At 68.9% G+C, this 16836-nt stretch carries 19 protein-coding genes; 9 read left to right on the top strand and 10 right to left on the bottom strand.

Annotated features, from left to right (window positions below; genetic code table 11):
- The first annotated feature begins 2 nt into the window (after positions 1 to 2).
- From V5E28_RS00175 to V5E28_RS00155, 5 genes are all read left to right on the top strand, one after another.
- The gene (locus V5E28_RS00175) at positions 3 to 416 is read left to right on the top strand and encodes a DUF1048 domain-containing protein (RefSeq protein ID WP_336203740.1); all 414 of its coding nucleotides are present in this window, start codon (positions 3 to 5) and stop codon (positions 414 to 416) included.
- Positions 416 to 1255, top strand: a complete 840-nt coding sequence (locus V5E28_RS00170) for an ABC transporter ATP-binding protein (RefSeq protein WP_336203739.1) — start codon at positions 416 to 418, stop codon at positions 1253 to 1255. The genes V5E28_RS00175 and V5E28_RS00170 overlap by 1 nt, the downstream gene beginning before the upstream one ends.
- Complete coding sequence (locus V5E28_RS00165; protein WP_336203738.1) at positions 1252 to 2013, top strand: ABC transporter permease; 762 nt, start codon at positions 1252 to 1254, stop codon at positions 2011 to 2013. The genes V5E28_RS00170 and V5E28_RS00165 overlap by 4 nt, the downstream gene beginning before the upstream one ends.
- 78 nt (positions 2014 to 2091) lie before the next feature.
- Complete coding sequence (locus V5E28_RS00160) at positions 2092 to 3300, top strand: cytochrome P450 (RefSeq protein WP_336203737.1); 1209 nt, start codon at positions 2092 to 2094, stop codon at positions 3298 to 3300.
- A 446-nt stretch (positions 3301 to 3746) separates the two neighbouring features.
- Entirely contained in the window at positions 3747 to 5636 is a 1890-nt protein-coding gene (locus tag V5E28_RS00155; RefSeq protein WP_336203736.1) for a CocE/NonD family hydrolase, read from the top strand.
- Here V5E28_RS00155 and V5E28_RS00150 read toward each other — a convergent pair.
- From V5E28_RS00150 to V5E28_RS00125, 6 genes are all read right to left on the bottom strand, one after another.
- Positions 5629 to 6012 carry a hypothetical protein gene (locus V5E28_RS00150; protein WP_336203735.1) on the bottom strand — a complete coding sequence of 128 codons (384 nt, stop codon included), beginning with the start codon at positions 6010 to 6012 and terminating at the stop codon, positions 5629 to 5631. The genes V5E28_RS00155 and V5E28_RS00150 overlap by 8 nt on opposite strands.
- Before the next feature lie 447 nt (positions 6013 to 6459).
- Positions 6460 to 6816, bottom strand: coding sequence for a transposase (locus V5E28_RS49395; protein ID WP_442945743.1), 357 nt, complete (start codon positions 6814 to 6816; stop codon positions 6460 to 6462).
- A gap of 648 nt (positions 6817 to 7464) precedes the next feature.
- Entirely contained in the window at positions 7465 to 8286 is an 822-nt protein-coding gene (locus V5E28_RS00140) for an alpha/beta fold hydrolase (protein ID WP_336203732.1), read from the bottom strand.
- 115 nt (positions 8287 to 8401) lie between these two features.
- Complete coding sequence (locus tag V5E28_RS00135; protein ID WP_336203731.1) at positions 8402 to 8752, bottom strand: DUF3703 domain-containing protein; 351 nt, start codon at positions 8750 to 8752, stop codon at positions 8402 to 8404.
- On the bottom strand, positions 8749 to 9510 hold the full coding sequence (locus V5E28_RS00130) for a cation transporter (RefSeq protein WP_336203730.1): 762 nt from the start codon (positions 9508 to 9510) through the stop codon (positions 8749 to 8751). The genes V5E28_RS00135 and V5E28_RS00130 overlap by 4 nt, the downstream gene beginning before the upstream one ends.
- The gene (locus V5E28_RS00125; protein WP_336203729.1) at positions 9507 to 9989 is read right to left on the bottom strand and encodes an ArsR/SmtB family transcription factor; all 483 of its coding nucleotides are present in this window, start codon (positions 9987 to 9989) and stop codon (positions 9507 to 9509) included. The genes V5E28_RS00130 and V5E28_RS00125 overlap by 4 nt, the downstream gene beginning before the upstream one ends.
- Before the next feature lie 311 nt (positions 9990 to 10300).
- Between V5E28_RS00125 and V5E28_RS00120 the strand changes: the two genes are divergently transcribed.
- Positions 10301 to 10489 carry a DUF4158 domain-containing protein gene (locus tag V5E28_RS00120; RefSeq protein WP_336203728.1) on the top strand — a complete coding sequence of 63 codons (189 nt, stop codon included), beginning with the start codon at positions 10301 to 10303 and terminating at the stop codon, positions 10487 to 10489.
- A gap of 476 nt (positions 10490 to 10965) precedes the next feature.
- Positions 10966 to 11247 (top strand): recombinase family protein, encoded by a 282-nt coding sequence (locus tag V5E28_RS00115; RefSeq protein WP_336203727.1) that lies wholly within the window; start codon positions 10966 to 10968, stop codon positions 11245 to 11247.
- A 76-nt stretch (positions 11248 to 11323) separates the two neighbouring features.
- Here the strand turns inward: V5E28_RS00115 and V5E28_RS00110 are convergent, their stop codons facing one another.
- Positions 11324 to 12205 (bottom strand): PhzF family phenazine biosynthesis protein, encoded by an 882-nt coding sequence (locus V5E28_RS00110; protein WP_336203726.1) that lies wholly within the window; start codon positions 12203 to 12205, stop codon positions 11324 to 11326.
- A gap of 208 nt (positions 12206 to 12413) precedes the next feature.
- Positions 12414 to 12707, bottom strand: coding sequence for a DUF1330 domain-containing protein (locus tag V5E28_RS00105; RefSeq protein WP_336203725.1), 294 nt, complete (start codon positions 12705 to 12707; stop codon positions 12414 to 12416).
- Positions 12708 to 12895: 188 nt separating this feature from the next.
- Between V5E28_RS00105 and V5E28_RS00100 the strand changes: the two genes are divergently transcribed.
- A complete protein-coding gene (locus tag V5E28_RS00100) occupies positions 12896 to 13798 on the top strand; it encodes a LysR family transcriptional regulator (protein WP_336203724.1) in 903 nt (300 codons plus the stop codon).
- Positions 13799 to 13929: 131 nt separating this feature from the next.
- Here V5E28_RS00100 and V5E28_RS00095 read toward each other — a convergent pair whose 3' ends face one another.
- Together V5E28_RS00095 and V5E28_RS00090 are read right to left on the bottom strand one after the other, a co-directional pair.
- Positions 13930 to 14232, bottom strand: a complete 303-nt coding sequence (locus V5E28_RS00095) for a DUF4158 domain-containing protein (protein WP_336203723.1) — start codon at positions 14230 to 14232, stop codon at positions 13930 to 13932.
- A gap of 273 nt (positions 14233 to 14505) precedes the next feature.
- The gene (locus V5E28_RS00090; RefSeq protein WP_336203722.1) at positions 14506 to 15180 is read right to left on the bottom strand and encodes a helix-turn-helix domain-containing protein; all 675 of its coding nucleotides are present in this window, start codon (positions 15178 to 15180) and stop codon (positions 14506 to 14508) included.
- Between the two features lie 183 nt (positions 15181 to 15363).
- On the opposite strand from V5E28_RS00090, the gene V5E28_RS00085 reads away from it, so the two are divergent.
- Complete coding sequence (locus tag V5E28_RS00085; RefSeq protein ID WP_336203721.1) at positions 15364 to 16647, top strand: serine hydrolase domain-containing protein; 1284 nt, start codon at positions 15364 to 15366, stop codon at positions 16645 to 16647.
- Positions 16648 to 16836 lie beyond the last annotated feature (189 nt).

Below are 16836 nucleotides of genomic sequence, written 5' to 3'. Positions count from 1 at the left end.
CCATGGACGCAGGGACGAACGAGCCGAAGAGCCGCTACCGGCAGTACCTGGAGGTAGTCACCGGGCCGCTCGAGGACAAGAGGCGCTGGCGGCAGTACAAGGCGCGTATCAAAGCGCTTCCCGACAACTATCGCACCGCAGCCGAAGCGCTGGAGCGGTACCTGATGCACTTCGGCCCGGGGGACGGCGCCGACGCGGCTTCGATGTACGACGACCTTGCCGATCTGTTCGAGCAGAGCGCGGCGGACGGAACCACGATCCGCGAGATCTTCGGGGAGGACCCCGTGGAGTTCGTCGAGGCGTTCGTTCAGAACTACTCGGTGGGGCGGTACATCAGCCGGGAGCGGAACCGATTCACCAACGCCATCGAACGCGCCGCCGGCGAAGACACCGGAAACGAAGAGAGGACCGTCTGATGACGACACCACAACCCCCTGTGATCCACGTGCAGGGCCTGAAGAAGGCGTACAAGACGCTGGAGGTGCTGCGCGGCGTGGACTTCGCCGTGGCACGGGGCAGCATCTTCGCCCTGCTCGGCTCGAACGGGGCGGGCAAGACCACGGTCGTGAAGATCCTTTCCACGCTGCTCAAGGCCGACGCGGGGAGCGCCAGCGTCAACGGATTAGACGTCGCCACGCAGGCTGCGGACGTGCGCGAGGCCATCAGCCTCACCGGCCAGTTCGCCGCCGTGGACGAGATCCTCAGCGGGCGGGAGAACCTCGTGCTGGTCGCCCGGTTGCGGCACCTCAAGGATCCGGGCAAGATCGCCGATGACCTGCTCGCGCGTTTCTCGCTGACCGACGCCGGCGGGCGCAGGGTGTCGACGTATTCGGGCGGCATGCGCCGCCGCCTGGACATCGCGATGAGCCTCATCGGCGAGCCGCCGGTGATCTTCCTCGACGAGCCGACGACCGGGCTCGACCCCCAGGGGCGCATCGAGGTGTGGCAGGCCGTCAAGGATCTCGCCGGCCGGGGCACGACGGTGCTGCTCACGACGCAGTATCTGGACGAGGCCGAGCAGCTCGCCGACCGGATCGCGATCCTGCACCAGGGCCGGATCATCGTCAACGGCACCCTGGCCGAGCTCAAGCAGCTGCTTCCGCCCGCCAAGGTCGAATACATCGAAAAGCAGCCCACCCTAGAGGACGTCTTCCTCACCCTCGTCGGTGCCGATGGCGCCGATGGCGCCGATGGCACGGACGGCGACGCCGGCAAGACCCGCATCTCGGCACAGACAAGTCAGGAATCACGATGAGCAAGCATTTCTTCGGCGACACCGCCGTCCTGCTGGGACGGTCCCTGCGCCACATCAGCCGCAGCCCGGACACCATCATCACGACCGCGATCATGCCGATCGCCATGATGCTGATGTTCGTCTACGTGTTCGGCGGCGCGATCAAGACAGGGTCGGATTCGTATGTGAACTACATGCTGCCCGGCATCCTGCTCATCACGGTCGCCTCGGGCATCGCCTACACCGCCTTCCGGCTCTTCACCGACATGACGAGCGGCATCTTCGAGCGCTTCCAGTCCATGCCGACCGCGCGCTCGTCTGTGCTTTGGGCGCACGTGCTGACCTCGCTGATCGCCAATTCGATCTCGCTCGTGGTCGTCGTGGGCGTCGCCCTGTTGATGGGCTTCCGCTCCGGGGCAGGTGTGCTGGCGTGGCTCGCGGTCGCCGGCGTCCTGATCCTGTTCACCCTGGCGCTGACGTGGATCGCCATCATCCCCGGTCTTACGGCGAAGTCCGTGGAAGGCGCGAGCGCGTTCTCCTACCCGCTCATCTTCCTGCCGTTCCTCAGCTCGGCCTTCGTGCCCACCGACACCATGCCCGGCCCGGTGCGCGTCTTCGCCGAATATCAGCCGGTGACCTCCATCGTCAACGCCATCCGCGACCTGTTCACCCAGCAGCCGGTCGGCACCGACATCTGGATCGCCCTGGCCTGGTGTGCCGGCATCCTCATCGTCGCCTACGCCTTCGCCATGAACACCTACCGCCGCAAGATCTCCTAGGCCGTGTCGACGGAGTCTGTCTTGCTCCAGATCAGCGTGGCAGCACCAACACGCACTATCGCGAAATGAGGAACGGCTATGAATGAATCCCCCCACACCCTCACGACGATGCCGACGGCGCGTCAGCCCGGCTGCCCCTTCGACCCGCCCAAGGAGCTGATCGAGGCCCGCGAGCACAGCCCGATCAGCCGCTTGCCCTTCCCCGACGGACACCAGGGCTGGCTGATCACCGGCTACGACCTGGTCCGGTCGGTCCTGGCCGACCCGCGGTTCAGCTCACGCAAGGAGCTCATGCGCCACCACCCCCTGGTCGACTACGGCGACATCGAGGTCCCTGCGGCGCCGCCCGGCGAATTCCTCCTCATGGACGAGCCGCAGCACAGCCGCTACCGCAAACCGCTGGTGGGCAAGTTCACCGTCCGGCGAATGCGACTGCTCACCGAGCGCGTCGAACAGATCACCGCCGAGCACCTGGACGCGATGGAGAAGGCCGGGCCGTCGGCGGACCTGGTGACCGCCTTCGCCAAGCCCATCCCCGCCATCGTCATCTGTGAGCTGCTGGGCGTGCCGTACGAAGACCGGGGCTCCTTCCAGGAGCACATCGACAAGTTCCTCGGCGGCGAGGTCAGCGACGAGGAACTGATCGCGGCCTACACCGCGACCCAGACCTACCTCGCCCAGCTGGTGGCCGCCAAACGCGCCAACCCCACCGACGACCTGCTCAGCGACCTGCTCGACAGCGACCTGACCGACGAGGAACTGCGCGGCATCGCCCTGATCCTGCTGGCCGCCGGGTTCGACACCACCGCCAACATGCTGGCGCTGGGCACCTTCGCGCTGCTGCAGAACCCCGAGCAGCTGGCGGCGCTGCGCGCCGAGCCCGCGCTCACCGACCAGGCCGTGGAGGAGCTGCTGCGGTATCTGAGCGTCGCCAAGCAGTTCGTGAGGGTCGCGCTGGAGGACGTCGAGCTGGGCGGCCAGAGCGTCAAGGCCGGCTCGACGGTCATCCTGTCTCTCAACACCGCCAACCGCGACCCCGAACGCTTCACCGACCCCCACGTGCTCGACCTGCGCAGGCAGGACGGCGGGCACCTGGCCTTCAGCCACGGCATCCACCAGTGCCTGGGCCAGCAGCTGGCCCGCGTCGAGATGCGGGTCGCCCTCCCCGCACTGCTCAACCGCTTCCCCACCCTGCGCCTGGCCGTCCCCGCCGACGAGGTCGCCCTGCGCCCGGAGACCGCCGACATCTACGGGGTCAAGAGCCTCCCGATCACCTGGGACGCCTGACCGCGAGCCGGAGCTGGGCAGGTCGGGCACCACCAGGACGGCTCTCGACCATCCGCGCGTCCCCATCGCCAAGCCAGCTCGCTCTCCCCGGCCGACGCCCACCGCCGGGCATCGCGCGGTGATCAAACCAGCCCCACCGTGCCGAACCGTGCCCGGCGGTTTCTACCGCACGGCGCTGCCCGCTGGCACTCGAGCCGCATCAAAGCCAAGGCCGGTCGCACCCTCACCATGCGCCCGCACCACGACGAGCTTGCCGCTGCCCGTCGGCGCACTCGCCGCCACCTCCGCGCGCTCCACCAGCCGCCGCTGATCGCGCTGATCTGGCCGGCACACCCGCACTGACAAGCGAAAACGCTTCATAGTGCCACCACGACCTTGCCATGCCGCCTTCTTGGCGCGCCATGACGATGCCACTGAGAGCAGTAACCAGCCCAAAAGGAAGGCACATGTCCAACTCCCCACGGCGAGGATTCCTCGCCGCAGTCGCACTCGCGATCCCGCTCGTGATCGCCGCTGCTCCCGCCGCGTCCGCGACGGCGAAGCCGGAGATCAAAGTCTCCGGCGGGCTGACGCAGCCCGTCTTCTCCTACCCCGACGCCATCCGTGAGCACGTCCGGGTGCAGTCGTCGGTGGACAGCGACGGCGACGGCAAAAAGGATCTGGTCCGGGTGGACATCATCCGGCCGAAGGAGTCCGGCTCCGGGCTCAAGGTCCCAGTGATCATGCAGGAGAGCCCGTACTACGACGATCCGGGCGTCGGCTACGAGATCGAGAAGAAGACCTACGACGCGGACGGGAACGTGACCAAGTTCCCGATGTACTTCGACAACTACTTCGTGCCCCGCGGCTACGCGTTCGTGTCCGTCGACATGATCGGCACCAGGCTGTCCGACGGCTGCCCGACCTCCTACGGCGCCTCCGACGTGCTCGGTGGCAAGGCGGTCGTCGACTGGCTGAACGGTCGCGCGAACGCCTACGACGACCACGGCGCCCCGGTCAAGGCCACCTGGACCACCGGCAGCACCGGAATGATCGGCCACTCCTACGAGGGAGCGCTCGGCGCCGCCGGCACCGGCGTGCGGGGCCTGGAGACGATCGTCAACATCTCCGGCTACACCAGCGGCTACGAGAACTCGCGCAACAACGGCACCATCACCTGGTTCAAGGGCGCGGCGTCCTGGCAGTCCAAGCGGGTCGACAAGGACCCGGACGAGAAATGCGCGGCCGTGCGCGAGAAACTACTCGAAGACTCCGACGACGCCACCGGCAACTACAACGCCTACTGGCACGAACGCAACTACCGGGATGGGTCGATCTCCAAGGCGCGCAACATCCGCGCCAGCGTCTTCTCGGTGGTGGGCATGCAGGACCGCAACGTGGTGGGCAGCCAGTTCTCCAAGTGGTGGGCCAAGCTGCCCAGCGACATCCAGCGCAAGGCGTGGGTGACGCAGTACGGGCACCTCGACCCGTTCTGGGCCCGCCGCCAGGTGTGGGTCGACACGCTGCACCAGTGGTTCGACCACGAACTGATGGGCGTCTCCAACGACATCATGCGCCGGCCGCGCGTCGACGTGCAGCTCGGCCCGGACCGCTGGATCACCCAGGCCGACTGGCCCGCCGCCGCGGCACGAACGACGACCCTGCGGCCGCAACAGGACGGCTCCCTGGGCCGCAAGCCCTCGACCGGCACCGGCAGCTACCTCGACACCGCCCAGACCGAGATCGCGATGGCCGACTACCCCGCCACCACCAACCCCAACCGGCTGGCCTTCCTGACCCCGCCGCTGAAGACCGCGATGCGGCTGTCCGGAACGCCGTCGGTGAGCCTGCGCCTCACGCTGGACAAGCCGACCGCCAACCTGGGCGTCCTGCTCGTCGACTACGGTACCGACACCCGCATCAACTACCGGGAACGCGGCGCCACGGCCGCGGAAGGCCTCAAGTTCACCGGCGGCGAAGACTGTGTCGGCCAGAGCACGGCCGACGACGACGGCTGCTACCTCAGGGCCGGCGACAACACGGCGACCTCCGGCTCCAACGTGGTCACCCGAGGAATCCTGGACGCGCAGAACCACAAGTCGCTGAGCCGCTCGAAACCGCTGACGCCCGGCAAGCCGTACCGGATCACCTGGGAGATGCTGCCGCTGGACTACGAGTTCAAGGCGGGGCACCGGCTGGGCCTGGTGCTGACCGGAACCAATGACGACTTCAACCTCGACGAGGCCGGCACCGGCACCGGCACCGACGCCGAACCCGGCACCGGGGCCAAGGTCACCATCGACCTGGCCGGCACCTCGATCTCGCTGCCGGTGGTCACCAGCACGACCATCAAGTAAAGCGCAAGATCGACATTCGCGTACGGTCGCGGCCGGGGTGGTCGCGACCGTACGCATGACGTCTCGGGTGCCCTGTGCCGGCACCTGCCACCAAGCCGGACACGAAATGCTTCCAGCATGACCTCGACCTGCGACTCCGCCGATGGCTGCCGCCCACCGGGGCGGGCGTGAGCCGGTCCTTGCGCTCACCCGGATCGACCCGCGGCTCGCTGAAGCAATGCCGCCGCAGCCCAGAGGCGCGGCATTCGAAACTCACCGTCATCTCCCGCTGCGGCATCGACCGCAGCACGGCCATGCTCAGCCAGACCGGCTCGCGCACCTCACCGGTCAGGCATACCAGACCGTTCGTCCCCAGCTCGATCGGCGTGGGCTCCACAGGGCGCCTCCTCGCCTGACAACCGCCTGATCGGGCCCATGCCCCGCGCCGATCCGGATCACACTCACTTGCAAGGCATCGTCCCAATACCCCTAGCAGATGCGGAAGCAGTTAGCCATATAGTGCCGCGTATGAGCTCTCAGCTATTGATTACGTCCCGGCCAGCCGTCACAGTGGCACTCTCATAGACATCAGAGGCCCCCGGGCTGTCGGGAAAGGCGGACCGGGACAGGCGGTGGGCACGGCCAGCCTGTGCAGGCGGGAACCTGCACATCCACCGGCCAGCGCCCACCCCTACACACCCTGCCGATCGCATTCCACCAGGCCTGTGCGCAGGCCAGGTGGAATGCTGGGGCAGGACGTCCGGGGCTGGTCCGACGGTCCCGGACGTTCCTGCCTCTTCATGACAGCGGCCACGACATACTGGGTCTGGCTCACTTTCCGTGATCAGTAGCCGTGCAGGACACGGACGCGGAGCAGGTCGGGGTTGGCTCGCCCGTACATGATCCGTTTGATCATCTTGATCCGGTTCGCGTTGCCTTCCACCGCGCCGGAGCTGTAGGGCAGGGTGAGCCCGGCCTTGACGGCAGCCCAGTCGCGGCGAAGGCCGGCGACGAAGTGGCGCAGTTCCCGTGCCGGGCTGGCCTCCGCTCGTGCCGCCCAGTCTTCAGGTCCTGTTCTCCGCGACGGTGCGATCGTTATCTTGGGTTTTGAGCGAACCTGCTGGTCAGCGGCATGAAGGCCATGCCCAGGGCGTGTCTGGGTCAAGCAGAAGAGCGCTTCAAGATCGCCCAGGTGCCCCACCCAGCTTGGCTCTCCACTGTTGTCCAGGAGCCGGGCAGGCAGGTGGCGATGTCGGTGCTGGGGATATAGAGCGGTCCGTCCTCGCCGAGCAGGTTGATCCAGACGACGGCGCCGGCGGGGTGAGGATGCGGTCGAGCTCGCGGGGGAAGCAGAAGGCGTCGACCAGGACGGCCGCGTTGACGGTTCGGTCCCGCACCGGGAGCTGTGAGGCGTCGCAGCAGATCCGGTGGCCAGGGATGGGTGGTGCGTGAGCCAGCATGGTGTGCGACAGGTCGGCTGAGATGACGCGGTCGAAGTGCGTGGCCAGCAGGGGGTGATCTGGCCGGTGCCCGATCCGATCTCCAGGCAGGTGCCGCCGGGTGGCAGGCCGCCGCGGTGCAGGGCGTCGGTGACGGGGTCGAAGTGGCCCACGCTGTGCTCGGTGTTCCAGGTGGCCGCCTGCTCGTCGAACAACGCCGTGACCGCGCGGGCCAGGTCCGGTGTCCAGGCCTGGCCGGCGGCGATCTGCCTGGCCAGGTCCTGTAAGCCGCTCACGTCGCCGAGCTCGGGTTTGCCCGCGGGCGCGGGGTGCAGCGCGGGCAGGCGGCGGACGGTCATCTGCGGGCCTTTCCGAGGTCGGCGGCGCGGGTCTGGTCTGGTGGGCGGGGGTCAGTGGGCGGCGAAGAAGTCGAGCACGAGCGGGGTGATCTGGTCGCCGGCCTCGATGGCGCCGCCGTGGGCGTGGCCGGTGATCTCGGCGAAGGTGCCGTTCGGCATGGCGGCGGCGGCCGCGCGGCCGGTGCGGGGAGGGAACATCAGGTCGTGTTCGAGCGCGAGCACCAGGATGGGCTGGGACAGTTGGGGCCAGCGGGCGGCGTGCTCGACGTCGAGCATCCATTGGATGCAGGCCAGGTACTGGCCGCGGTCGCCCGGGGTGTCCCAGGTCTTGGCGCGAATCAGTTCGGCCCACTGGGCGACGGGGGTGTCGTCGTCGCGCAGCACGTGGGCGGGCAGCGCGTTCATCAGGTTCTCGGCAACGTAGAACTCCTCGGGGACGGGTCCGGCGGCCAGCAGGGCGCGCATCGCGGTGAACCAGGCCCGCTGGTAGGCGGTCGTCGCTCCGGCGCAGCCGAGTAGCACCGCCGCCCGGACCAGGTCGGGGCGGGTCAGCGCGAGCTGCTCGGCGACGAATCCGCCCTGCGACAGCCCCAGGATGCGCACGCTCTCCCAGCCCAGGTGCTTGAGCACGCCGGCGGTGTCGTCGGCCAGCTCGGCGATGGAGTAGGCGCCGGGCGGCGCGGCGGACTCGCCGCTGCCGCGCGCGTCCAGGGTGGCGACCCGGTAGCCGACCGCGACGAGAGCGGGCAACTGCATCAGCTGCCAGACTCCGCGCGGCATGCTGGTGCCGCCGAGCAGCAGGACCGGCTCGCCATCGGCCGGGCCGTGCAGGTCGTAGGCCATCTCCAGCCCGCCGACGTCCACCGTTGCCATCGCGCACCTCCGTGAAAAGGATCTTGCCGATCTCAACGACCGGAGGGAGCCGGACGTCCCCGTTCACGTCCCCGGGGTTCGCCGTCGTCCCACTCGGGCGCGCCCGGGGTTGGCGTTATGCGGCGCTGAGGAGCGCGGCCAGGTCGGCGGGCAGCGGCATCGGCTGGGTGAGGCTGACCCGGGCGCGGCCGGTGTTGCCTTCGGGGTAGCGGCCCAAAGCAGAGCCAGGGGCGGCGACGATGATGCGGATGACCTGGCCGAAGGCTTCGCGCCGGTCGCGCTGGCGGACGGCGAGGGTGAACATGGCCAGGTGGTTGGCCGTGTGTGGCCAGGGCCAGGGCTGGGAGATGATGTGCGCGCGTTCCAGGTGCCGCCAGCGCGCCTCGGGATCGGTGGTGGTGCGGGCGGCGCGCATCTCGGCGCGGTAGGCGGCCCGCACCCGCGCGGGCATCGGACGGCCGATCATCGCTGGTCCTCCTGCGTGTCCTTCTGGGTCGGTGAGCAGCAGCCGTCCGCGCAGCCGTCAGCCTCGGACGAGGCGCCGGACACGGTGCTGTCGGGGACAGGGCTGCCGGAGAGGGGGCTGTCCGAGAGGGCGGAGGGAGCGGCGCAGCAGGCGTCCCCGCGCCAGGCTTCGCGGCCTTCCTTGACCGCGACGGCCGCGATGACCAGCGCGGCGATCGGGTCGGCCCAGGACCAGCCGAACAGGCTGTTGAGCGCCAGCCCGACCAGCAGCACGCCGGACAGGTAGGTGCAGAGCAGGGTCTGCTTGGAGTCGGCCACCGCGCTGGCGGAGCCGAGTTCGCGGCCGGCGCGGCGCTGCGCGGCCGACAGGAACGGCATGATGACCAGCGACGCCGCGGCCAGGATGAGGCCGGGGGTGGAGTGTTCGGCCTCGCCGCCGCCGAGCAGGGCGCGGACGGCGTCGAAGGTGACATAGGCGGCCAGCGCGAAGAACGAGATCGCGATGACGCGCAGCGCGGTCTTCTCGCGGGCTTCGTGGTCGGTGGCGGAGAACTGCCAGGCCACCGCGGCGGCGGAGGCGACCTCGACGATGGAGTCCAGGCCGAAGCCGACCAAGGCGGCGGAAGAGGCGATGGTGCCGGCGGTGATGGCGACCGCTGCTTCGATCACGTTGTAGGTGATGGTCGCGGCGACCAGCAGCCGGATGCGGCGCTGCAGTAAGGCGCGCCGGTCCGGCGCGGGCAGGTTCAGCGTGGTCACGATCTCGCCTTCCTCGTGGCGTTCTTCTCGCCGGGCGGGGCGTCGAGCTGGGCGAGGTCGTGGTCGAGCTCGGCCTGCAGCGCGCTGTGCGCGTCGGCCGCGCCGTGCTGGGTGCCGTGCTGGGTGCCGTGGCCGGGGCAGAGCACCACGGCGTGGCCGGTGGCGGCCAGCAGATGTTCAGCGGAGGCCAGCAGGTCCATCAGCTCAGGCCGGGTCAGGGAGTAGAAGGACTGCCGGCCTTCGGCGCGGTAGTCGACCAGGTCGCAGTCGCGCAGGCAGGCCAGGTGCTTGGACACCGTGGACTGGGCCAGGCCGAGCTCGGCGGTCAGGTCCACCACCCGGGCCTCGCCCCGGGCCAGCCGGGCCACGATGCGCAGCCGGGTCTCATCGGCCAGGGAATGGAACAGCGCCGCCGCCGGGGAGATGCCGGCGGCGATGTCGGCGCTGACGCACCGACCCCCATCAGAATCAATCGCCATATGACGATGATAATCCGATATTGGCATGTATTGGCAAGGGGGTGTGCGAGGCCGAGCGTGGAGCAGTGGCCCCTCTCAGGCGAGCAGGCCCAGGGTTTCGGGTGCCTCCCAGGCGGGCCTGTCGTTAAGGAAGCTGTCACCAGGTACACCCGAGCGCGTTGAGCCTGGTCAGTGAGGTCTTCATCGCCTACTTACGGATCTTTCCTGGAATCCGAGACGAGCGTGATCGTCTACGGCCAGTATTGATCCGGTTTCGGGGGTTGTCCGCAGCGGTCAGGTGACCGCCAGCCCGCGAGAAAGCCGGATGCGACGTGGCGCGTGTCGTCGATGAAGAGGAGTTGGTCGGGAACTGGTCGCTCCTCGATGAGGAGATGCAACTGCTGGCAGGGCGGCGAGGGCCGACGAAATTAGGCTTCGCGCTGATGCTCAAGTTCCACCAGCTGCACGGTCGGTTCCCCCGCGGTCGGGCCGAACTGCCCGACTGCGCCACTCCCGGCTGACCCACCTGGGCGAGGACGGCTGGTCATCCTCCATGCTCATGGCTCTGTCCGGCCATCGGAACCTGCGCTCCCTCGGCATCTACGTCCAGCCCAGCACCGACGCCGTCGCCGCTGTACTCGCCGAACACGACCCCGGACGCCGACGCCACTGACCAGTTGCCTCTTCCGGAAGCGAGCGCTCAAGGGGTGCAGCCAAGGTACGGCGGAAACCGGCAATAGGCGGGTAGCGGGGCCAGTAGTGGGTGCGGGTTTGGGCTACTGGCCCGCGCGGCGTTGGAGTACCTGAGCCTGGAGGCGGTCGTGGAGCTCGGCTTCCTCGGGTGTTTCCGGCTCGCTGCGCTGCCGGATCGGGGCGGGCTTGGGTCGCAGCGTCACGCGGTCGTTCGCGGCGGTCTGTTCGGCTGCCGCCTCGGCTTCGGCAAATGCCCGGTAGAGCGAGGCGACGGACGGCGGCTTGCCCTACCCTCGACGGCATCGTGCTCGACACCAGCGACGACATGTGCGGCGAACTGATCTTCACCGTGTTCGCCGCCATCGCCAAGTTCCAATGTCAGCAGATCGTCAAAGGCACCCGCGAAGGCCTCGACGCCGCCCGCGCCCGAGGCCGCGTCGGCGGCCGTCCTCGCGCTCTGACCTCCGAACAGATCGCCGACGCCCGCATCCTGCTCGGCGCCGGACAAACCCGAACCGCCGTCGCCGCCAAGCTGCGCGTCTCCCGATGGACACTCAGCCGCGCCCTCGACACCGCGTCCCGCTGACGGCCGCCACCGGGTGCCAACGCTTGACCGCAGCGGACAGCCCCAGCCCCATGCGCGGATCGCAGAAGAGGACGGTCTAGTTGTCGCCTCGGTGTCCGTCGCGGACCACCGCTAACCCGCCGATCCGGGTCGTGATGCCCGCCGGCCCGCGTCGGGCCGAAGCGAGCACGCTGGCCGGTCGACCGAGGGTGTCACCCTGCTCCACCTCGATCGCGACCGTCTGTGCCCCTGTCGTGTCGAGCAGGTGGGCGGCCAGGCAGCCGGTGCTGTTGGCGTTGGCGACGTCCTCGTCGACACCGATCGCCGGCGCGAACATCCGCGCCGCACCCGGTCGGTCGCCCACCGGCGGTACGTACACGAAACAGCCGAGGAGCCCGTACCGCTGGCACGCCGCTGTCAGCCTGCCGAGGTGTGGGTGGACTCGGAGCAGCGCCGACCGGTGGTGGACCGGTACCAGCATGCGTGGCGCGCCGGGCGCGGCGATCCGTGGCGCGTCGGTCGGATGCGGATCGTCCGCGGTGAGCCCGAGCGCGGCGACGATCGCGGCGCGCTCGTCCGGCGCCGGGTGACGCAGCGCGACGAGGCCCTGGTCGAACCACACCTCGATGCCGGCGGGGCGGCGGATCGCGACGGTGTCGAACGTGCGCCCGCCGGCGTGTTGGCGGTCGTTCAGCTCGCCCAGCGCGGTGCGGGTCAACCGGACGGCCTGCGCGGCAACGGTGCCATGGCCGCAGCCGGACAGTTCGGCGGTGGCGGTGAAGAACCGGACCGGCCGGCCACCGTCCGGCGTCCGCCCCGGGCCGAGGAACGCCGCGTGCGAGGTGCCGGCCGCAGCAGCGACCGCACGCCGGTCCGCGTCCGTCGCCGCCGGGTCGTCGTCGGTGACGGCCGTGGGGCTACCGCCCCGGCCGTCGCGCCGCACGCACGCATCAACCACCGTGACATCCGGCCAGGACATCGGCCCACCTTTGACGCTCAACGAACCGGCAACCGCGAACGGCGTCCGCCGATAGCCGGACCTGGCCGCAACGGCCGACCGAACGCGTCCCGGAGCATACCGTCCTGCCTCAGCCGGTGCCGTCCTGCACCGGATAGTGGATGATGACCGCACCGCCGGTGGCGTGCGTATCAGGTGACGGATGCTCAGCGATGGCTGGGCCCGCCGGTCAGTCGATGCCTTCGATGATGCGGAAGTCGCGCTCGACGCCGTCGGGGAGGGCCACCAGCGCCTTCTGGTATGCCTCGCTCTCGTATGCCGCGACGGCCTGTTCAAAGCTGTCGAACTCGATCAGAACGACGCGTTGCGTGATTCCGGCCTCGTGGGCGACGACTCGACCGCCACGGGACAGGAGGCGCCCGCCCCCAGCCTGGACAGCCGGACGGGCCAGCTTGTCGTAGGCAGTCAGCCTCTCAGGGTCGGAAATGGCGGGGTAGACACTGACCCAGTAGCCCTTAGCCATGGAAACCTCCTGTGTTCGGCCGGACACGTCCGACTTCGAATTGACACTCAGATCGATCGATCACGGCGACGGGTACTGCGGTCAGTTGACTCGTCATATGCGCAGGTTAGGGCTTGATGTGCGGTCGAGGGAAAGACCGGTACGGGATAGACTCAGAACGGATCGTTATCAATCGGCAGGGAGGGTACGTGGCGCCGGATACGGTGAGCCTGCGGTACTTCCTGGTGCTGGCGCAGGAGTTGAACTTCACCCGCGCGGCCGCACGGATCGGTATCGCACAGCCCGCACTCAGCGCCCGGATGCGCCGATTGGAGGCGGAACTCGGTACGGCCCTGCTGGTCCGCAACACGCGTAGCGTCGTATTGACCACGGCTGGTGCGGCTTTGGCGGAGTCCGCGCCGCCCGCGCTGGCGGCGCTGGACCGGGCATGGGACACCGCCCGGAGCGCGGCGGCCGGTGAACTGGGCACGCTGCGCATCGGATACAGCCTCAGCGCCGGGGCCGAGACGGCACCGGCCCTGGTGGACAGGCTGATTCGCGGCAACAGCGGACTCGAGGTCGGCGCGGTCCCGATGGCGACACCGGAGATCTCCCCCGCGGTCGCCGACGGCCGCATCGATGCCGGGATCACCCGCGGTGAACAGCCGGGCCGTGGCGTGCGCCGGTTCCCGCTGCGGCGTATGCGCATCGGGGTCCAGCTGGCGCAGCACCATCCGCTGGCCGAACACCCGGAGATCGAGATCGCCGACGCGGCCGCGTATCCGCTGCGACTCCCGGACCGCGCGGCCAACCCCGTGATCCACGATCAGCTGTCCGCACTGTTCCGAGACACCCGACCACACCCCCGATTCCACACGCCCGCAGTCTCTTTCGACATGTCTCAGCGCGACCTGCGCGACGGGGTCACCCTCGCCCCGGCCGGAGAAGCCGCGGTCACGGCTTCACCGGCCGGTCTCACCTGGCGACCGCTGCGGGGCGCGCCCAGCCTGACGATCCACCTGGTCCTCCCACGCGAGCAGTCGCCACTACACCGCCGCATCCGTGCCGTCGCCAAAACCCTGGCGCACGAGCTGCACTGGCTGCCGGACTGACGCGCAAGAGGTCAAGCGAGACGGACGTCTGCGGTGGCGAGGCCGAAGACCTTGCGCCCGGCGGACTTCGCGGTGATGACGACGACGGCGCTCTTGCTGAATGTCCGACACGACCTCGCTACGCCGGCGGATCAGCATCCGATGATGGCCCCGGGTCCGGTCCGAGCCGTACACCGCGGCGACGTCCTCGCCCAGCCCGAGATCTCGGCGAATGTGGGCCACCACTGCCTCCGGGACGTCATCCAGCCGGGGAAATAGCCCATCCGGTTGAAGCACTTCAGCTGCACCATCAGTGCCAGCAGGTGGTTGTCCGACCGCACCTGCCCACTCGCCCACGCGATCTCCTCCGTCTGCGGCGTGTAGAACACGTGCAACTCCCGGGCCGACAGGAACCGCTTGAACCGCGGATACGCGGTCCGCTCGATCGACGTCACGCCACAACCCCAGACCCGTAAATATCAATCCATACGGATCGAGGAACGTACCAAAAGATCAACTACGCCGAGGGCTGAGATCGATCACATCCGGGAACCCCTGCCCTCACCAGCGCAAACCCGAGGGCCGCTCAGCCTATTGCCGGTTTCCGCCGTACCTTGGCTGCACCCCCTCAAGGCCTCTCTACCTGGGCTAACTCCACTCGGTGACAGCTTCCTTTACGACAGGCCGAACCGGTCAGCCTGGCTCGCCAGGTGGTTCGCTGAGTCCTGTCACCTCAGGAGGGTGCGCCAGCGGTCGGCCGATTCCATGATGTCCAGGCTGACGCGTTCCAGGTATGCCGCTGTCTTGGCCAGCCGTTGCCCGACGGGGCTGTCGAGCCCGTAGGTCTCGGCCGCCGTCATCGTGGCGCGCGCCGACTCGAGTGTCTGCCGCTCGCTGGTCATGATCGCGTGGTACCAGGCGTCGTCGTCGATCACGTAGATGTCGCGCCGGCGCCGCGGGTCGCGCTCGCGCCGGACGAATCCCTGCTGGAGCAGGAAGTTCACGGCCACGGAGACGGAGGCCGGGCTGACGTTCAGCCGGCGGGTCAGGTCGGCGGCGGTGCGTCTGCCGTCCTCCGACAGCATCAGGTCGCGGTGCACGCGTGCGGTTATCCTCGGCATCCCCGCTCTGACCGCCCTTTCCAGGAGATCCTCTTCCATCAGGCCGTCCGGCGGTGTGTCCGCGCGCGGGGGTGTCGGTGTGCCGCGCCGTGCCCGCTGGATCGTCGCCTGGTGTGCCTGCTGGGGCCGGTAGTCGGTGGGGCCGCCGTTGCGTGCGATCTCCCGGGTGATCGTCGAGGTCGGCCGGTCGAGCCGCCGGGCGATCTCCCCGTAGGAGAGCTTGTCGGACAATCCGGACGCGATGCGCTCGCGCTCCTGCTGGGTCAGTCGTCCTCCTGGCATGCCGCCAGTGTTGTCTTCGCCGCCAGCCATTGCAACACGGTCTTGCATTCGAGCTCAGCGTCATTGCTCCAATTTGTGGCCATTCACCTGGGAGAAACGCTTTTTCGCGATTGACAGCATTCCGAATGCAACCTAGCTTTCGACCTGCACCAAACACGTACTATCGCGAAACGAGGAACGGCCATGAATGAATCCCTCCCCACCGCCAAGAACACCAGGGCCCGGACACCGAAGGCGCTCCGGCCGGTGGCGGTCACGGCACTGGCGGCCACGCTGCTGGCCGGGGCGGCCACACCCGCTTCGGCCACCGCGGACAGCGGGGCCGCACCGAAGGCCGCTGTCGGACAGGGCCGCCCGGAACTGCAGAAGGCCATCCAGGCGATCGTCGACGCCGGTTTCCTCGGCGTGCAGACGCGCGTCAACGATGAGCAGGGCGAGTGGGTCGGCAGCGCCGGGCGGCGCAAGCTCGGCACGAGCGCGAAGCCGGCGACCAACGGGCTGTTCCGGATCGGCAGCAGCACCAAGACCTTCATCGCGACGGTGGTGCTGCAACTGGTGGCCGACGGCGACCTCGGCCTGGACGAACCGGTGGCCGACCACCTGCCCGAGTTCAAGCTGGACCGGAAGATCACCGTGCGGATGCTGCTGCAGCACACCAGCGGGCTGTACAACTACACCGGCGAGTTCCGCCCCGACGGATCGGTCGAGCCGGGCATCCCCTCAGGGGGCAAGGAATGGGCGGACGCCCGGTTCAAGACCTACCAGCCGGAGGAGCTGGTGCGGTTCGGGTTGTCCAGGCCGGCGCGGTTCGAGCCGGGGACGAGCTGGAGCTACTCCAACACCGGCTACACGCTGGCACAGCTACTGATCGAGAAGGTCACCGGCCAGTCGATCACCGAGGCGATGAAGCAGCGCATCCTGGACCCGCTCAAACTGCGAGGCACGGTGGTGCCGGGCACCACGGACCTCCCCAAGCCGCACGCCCACGGCTACTTCCGCTACCAGGACGCCGCCGAAAAGTGGAAGGTGATCGACGTCACCCGCCAGAACCCCTCCATGGCGGCCGGCGCCGGCGACATGATCTCCACCACCAAGGACCTCCACACCTTCTACTCCGCGCTGAACAGCGGCAAGCTCGTGCCGGCCAAGCTGCTGGCCGAGATGCGCAAGCCGCACCCGAAGAGCGCCGGCCCCTTCGGCGGCTACGGCCTCGGGACATACGTGCAGGACCTGGACCTGGGCCCGGGCTGCGGCACCGTCCTGCATCACAACGGCAGCACCGCGGGGGGCTACGTGGCGGCGATGTACAGCACCCCCGACGGCAAGAAGACCTGGACCGCCTCCATCACCTACGGAGACACCGCCCCCGACCTGGCAGCCTTCGCGAAGGCCCGGGACAACCTCCTCAAGCAGGTGTTCTGCGACGGGCAGGCCGGGCCGGCCGACAAGGCCAAGCCGGCCCGGTAGACGAGGCCGAGCCCTCTTGGACCCGCACCCCTTGAAGAGGGGCCCGTTGCAGTCGTGCATCAGGTAGAGCGCGAAGCAGGCCACGCCGAACTCGCCGAGCGCGGCGGTCATCTCAAGGTTCGCCGCCTGACCGTGCCTTCATACGCAGCGGCCACATGTGACGGCGGAAGTCCTCCATGACGCGCTCGG

This window comes from Nonomuraea sp. LPB2021202275-12-8 (genome assembly GCF_037044575.1).
Classification (GTDB): Bacteria; Actinomycetota; Actinomycetes; order Streptosporangiales; family Streptosporangiaceae; genus Nonomuraea.
The sequence above is the reverse complement of the archived record's forward strand: the minus strand, read 5'-3'. Positions and strand labels throughout refer to the sequence as shown.

What these genes read in the sequence shown, in the direction of transcription:
- V5E28_RS00165 (WP_336203738.1), top strand. Translation starts at nt 1,252, where the DNA reads ATGAGCAAGCATTTCTTCGGCGACACCGCCGTCCTGCTGGGACGGTCC.
- V5E28_RS00110 (WP_336203726.1), bottom strand. Translation starts at nt 12,205, where the DNA reads ATGTCCTGGCCGGATGTCACGGTGGTTGATGCGTGCGTGCGGCGCGAC.
- V5E28_RS00090 (WP_336203722.1), bottom strand. Translation starts at nt 15,180, where the DNA reads ATGCCAGGAGGACGACTGACCCAGCAGGAGCGCGAGCGCATCGCGTCC.
- V5E28_RS00160 (WP_336203737.1), top strand. Translation starts at nt 2,092, where the DNA reads ATGAATGAATCCCCCCACACCCTCACGACGATGCCGACGGCGCGTCAG.
- V5E28_RS00155 (WP_336203736.1), top strand. Translation starts at nt 3,747, where the DNA reads ATGTCCAACTCCCCACGGCGAGGATTCCTCGCCGCAGTCGCACTCGCG.
- V5E28_RS00125 (WP_336203729.1), bottom strand. Translation starts at nt 9,989, where the DNA reads ATGGCGATTGATTCTGATGGGGGTCGGTGCGTCAGCGCCGACATCGCC.
- V5E28_RS00170 (WP_336203739.1), top strand. Translation starts at nt 416, where the DNA reads ATGACGACACCACAACCCCCTGTGATCCACGTGCAGGGCCTGAAGAAG.
- V5E28_RS00105 (WP_336203725.1), bottom strand. Translation starts at nt 12,707, where the DNA reads ATGGCTAAGGGCTACTGGGTCAGTGTCTACCCCGCCATTTCCGACCCT.
- V5E28_RS00085 (WP_336203721.1), top strand. Translation starts at nt 15,364, where the DNA reads ATGAATGAATCCCTCCCCACCGCCAAGAACACCAGGGCCCGGACACCG.
- V5E28_RS00135 (WP_336203731.1), bottom strand. Translation starts at nt 8,752, where the DNA reads ATGATCGGCCGTCCGATGCCCGCGCGGGTGCGGGCCGCCTACCGCGCC.
- V5E28_RS00175 (WP_336203740.1), top strand. Translation starts at nt 3, where the DNA reads ATGGACGCAGGGACGAACGAGCCGAAGAGCCGCTACCGGCAGTACCTG.
- V5E28_RS00140 (WP_336203732.1), bottom strand. Translation starts at nt 8,286, where the DNA reads ATGGCAACGGTGGACGTCGGCGGGCTGGAGATGGCCTACGACCTGCAC.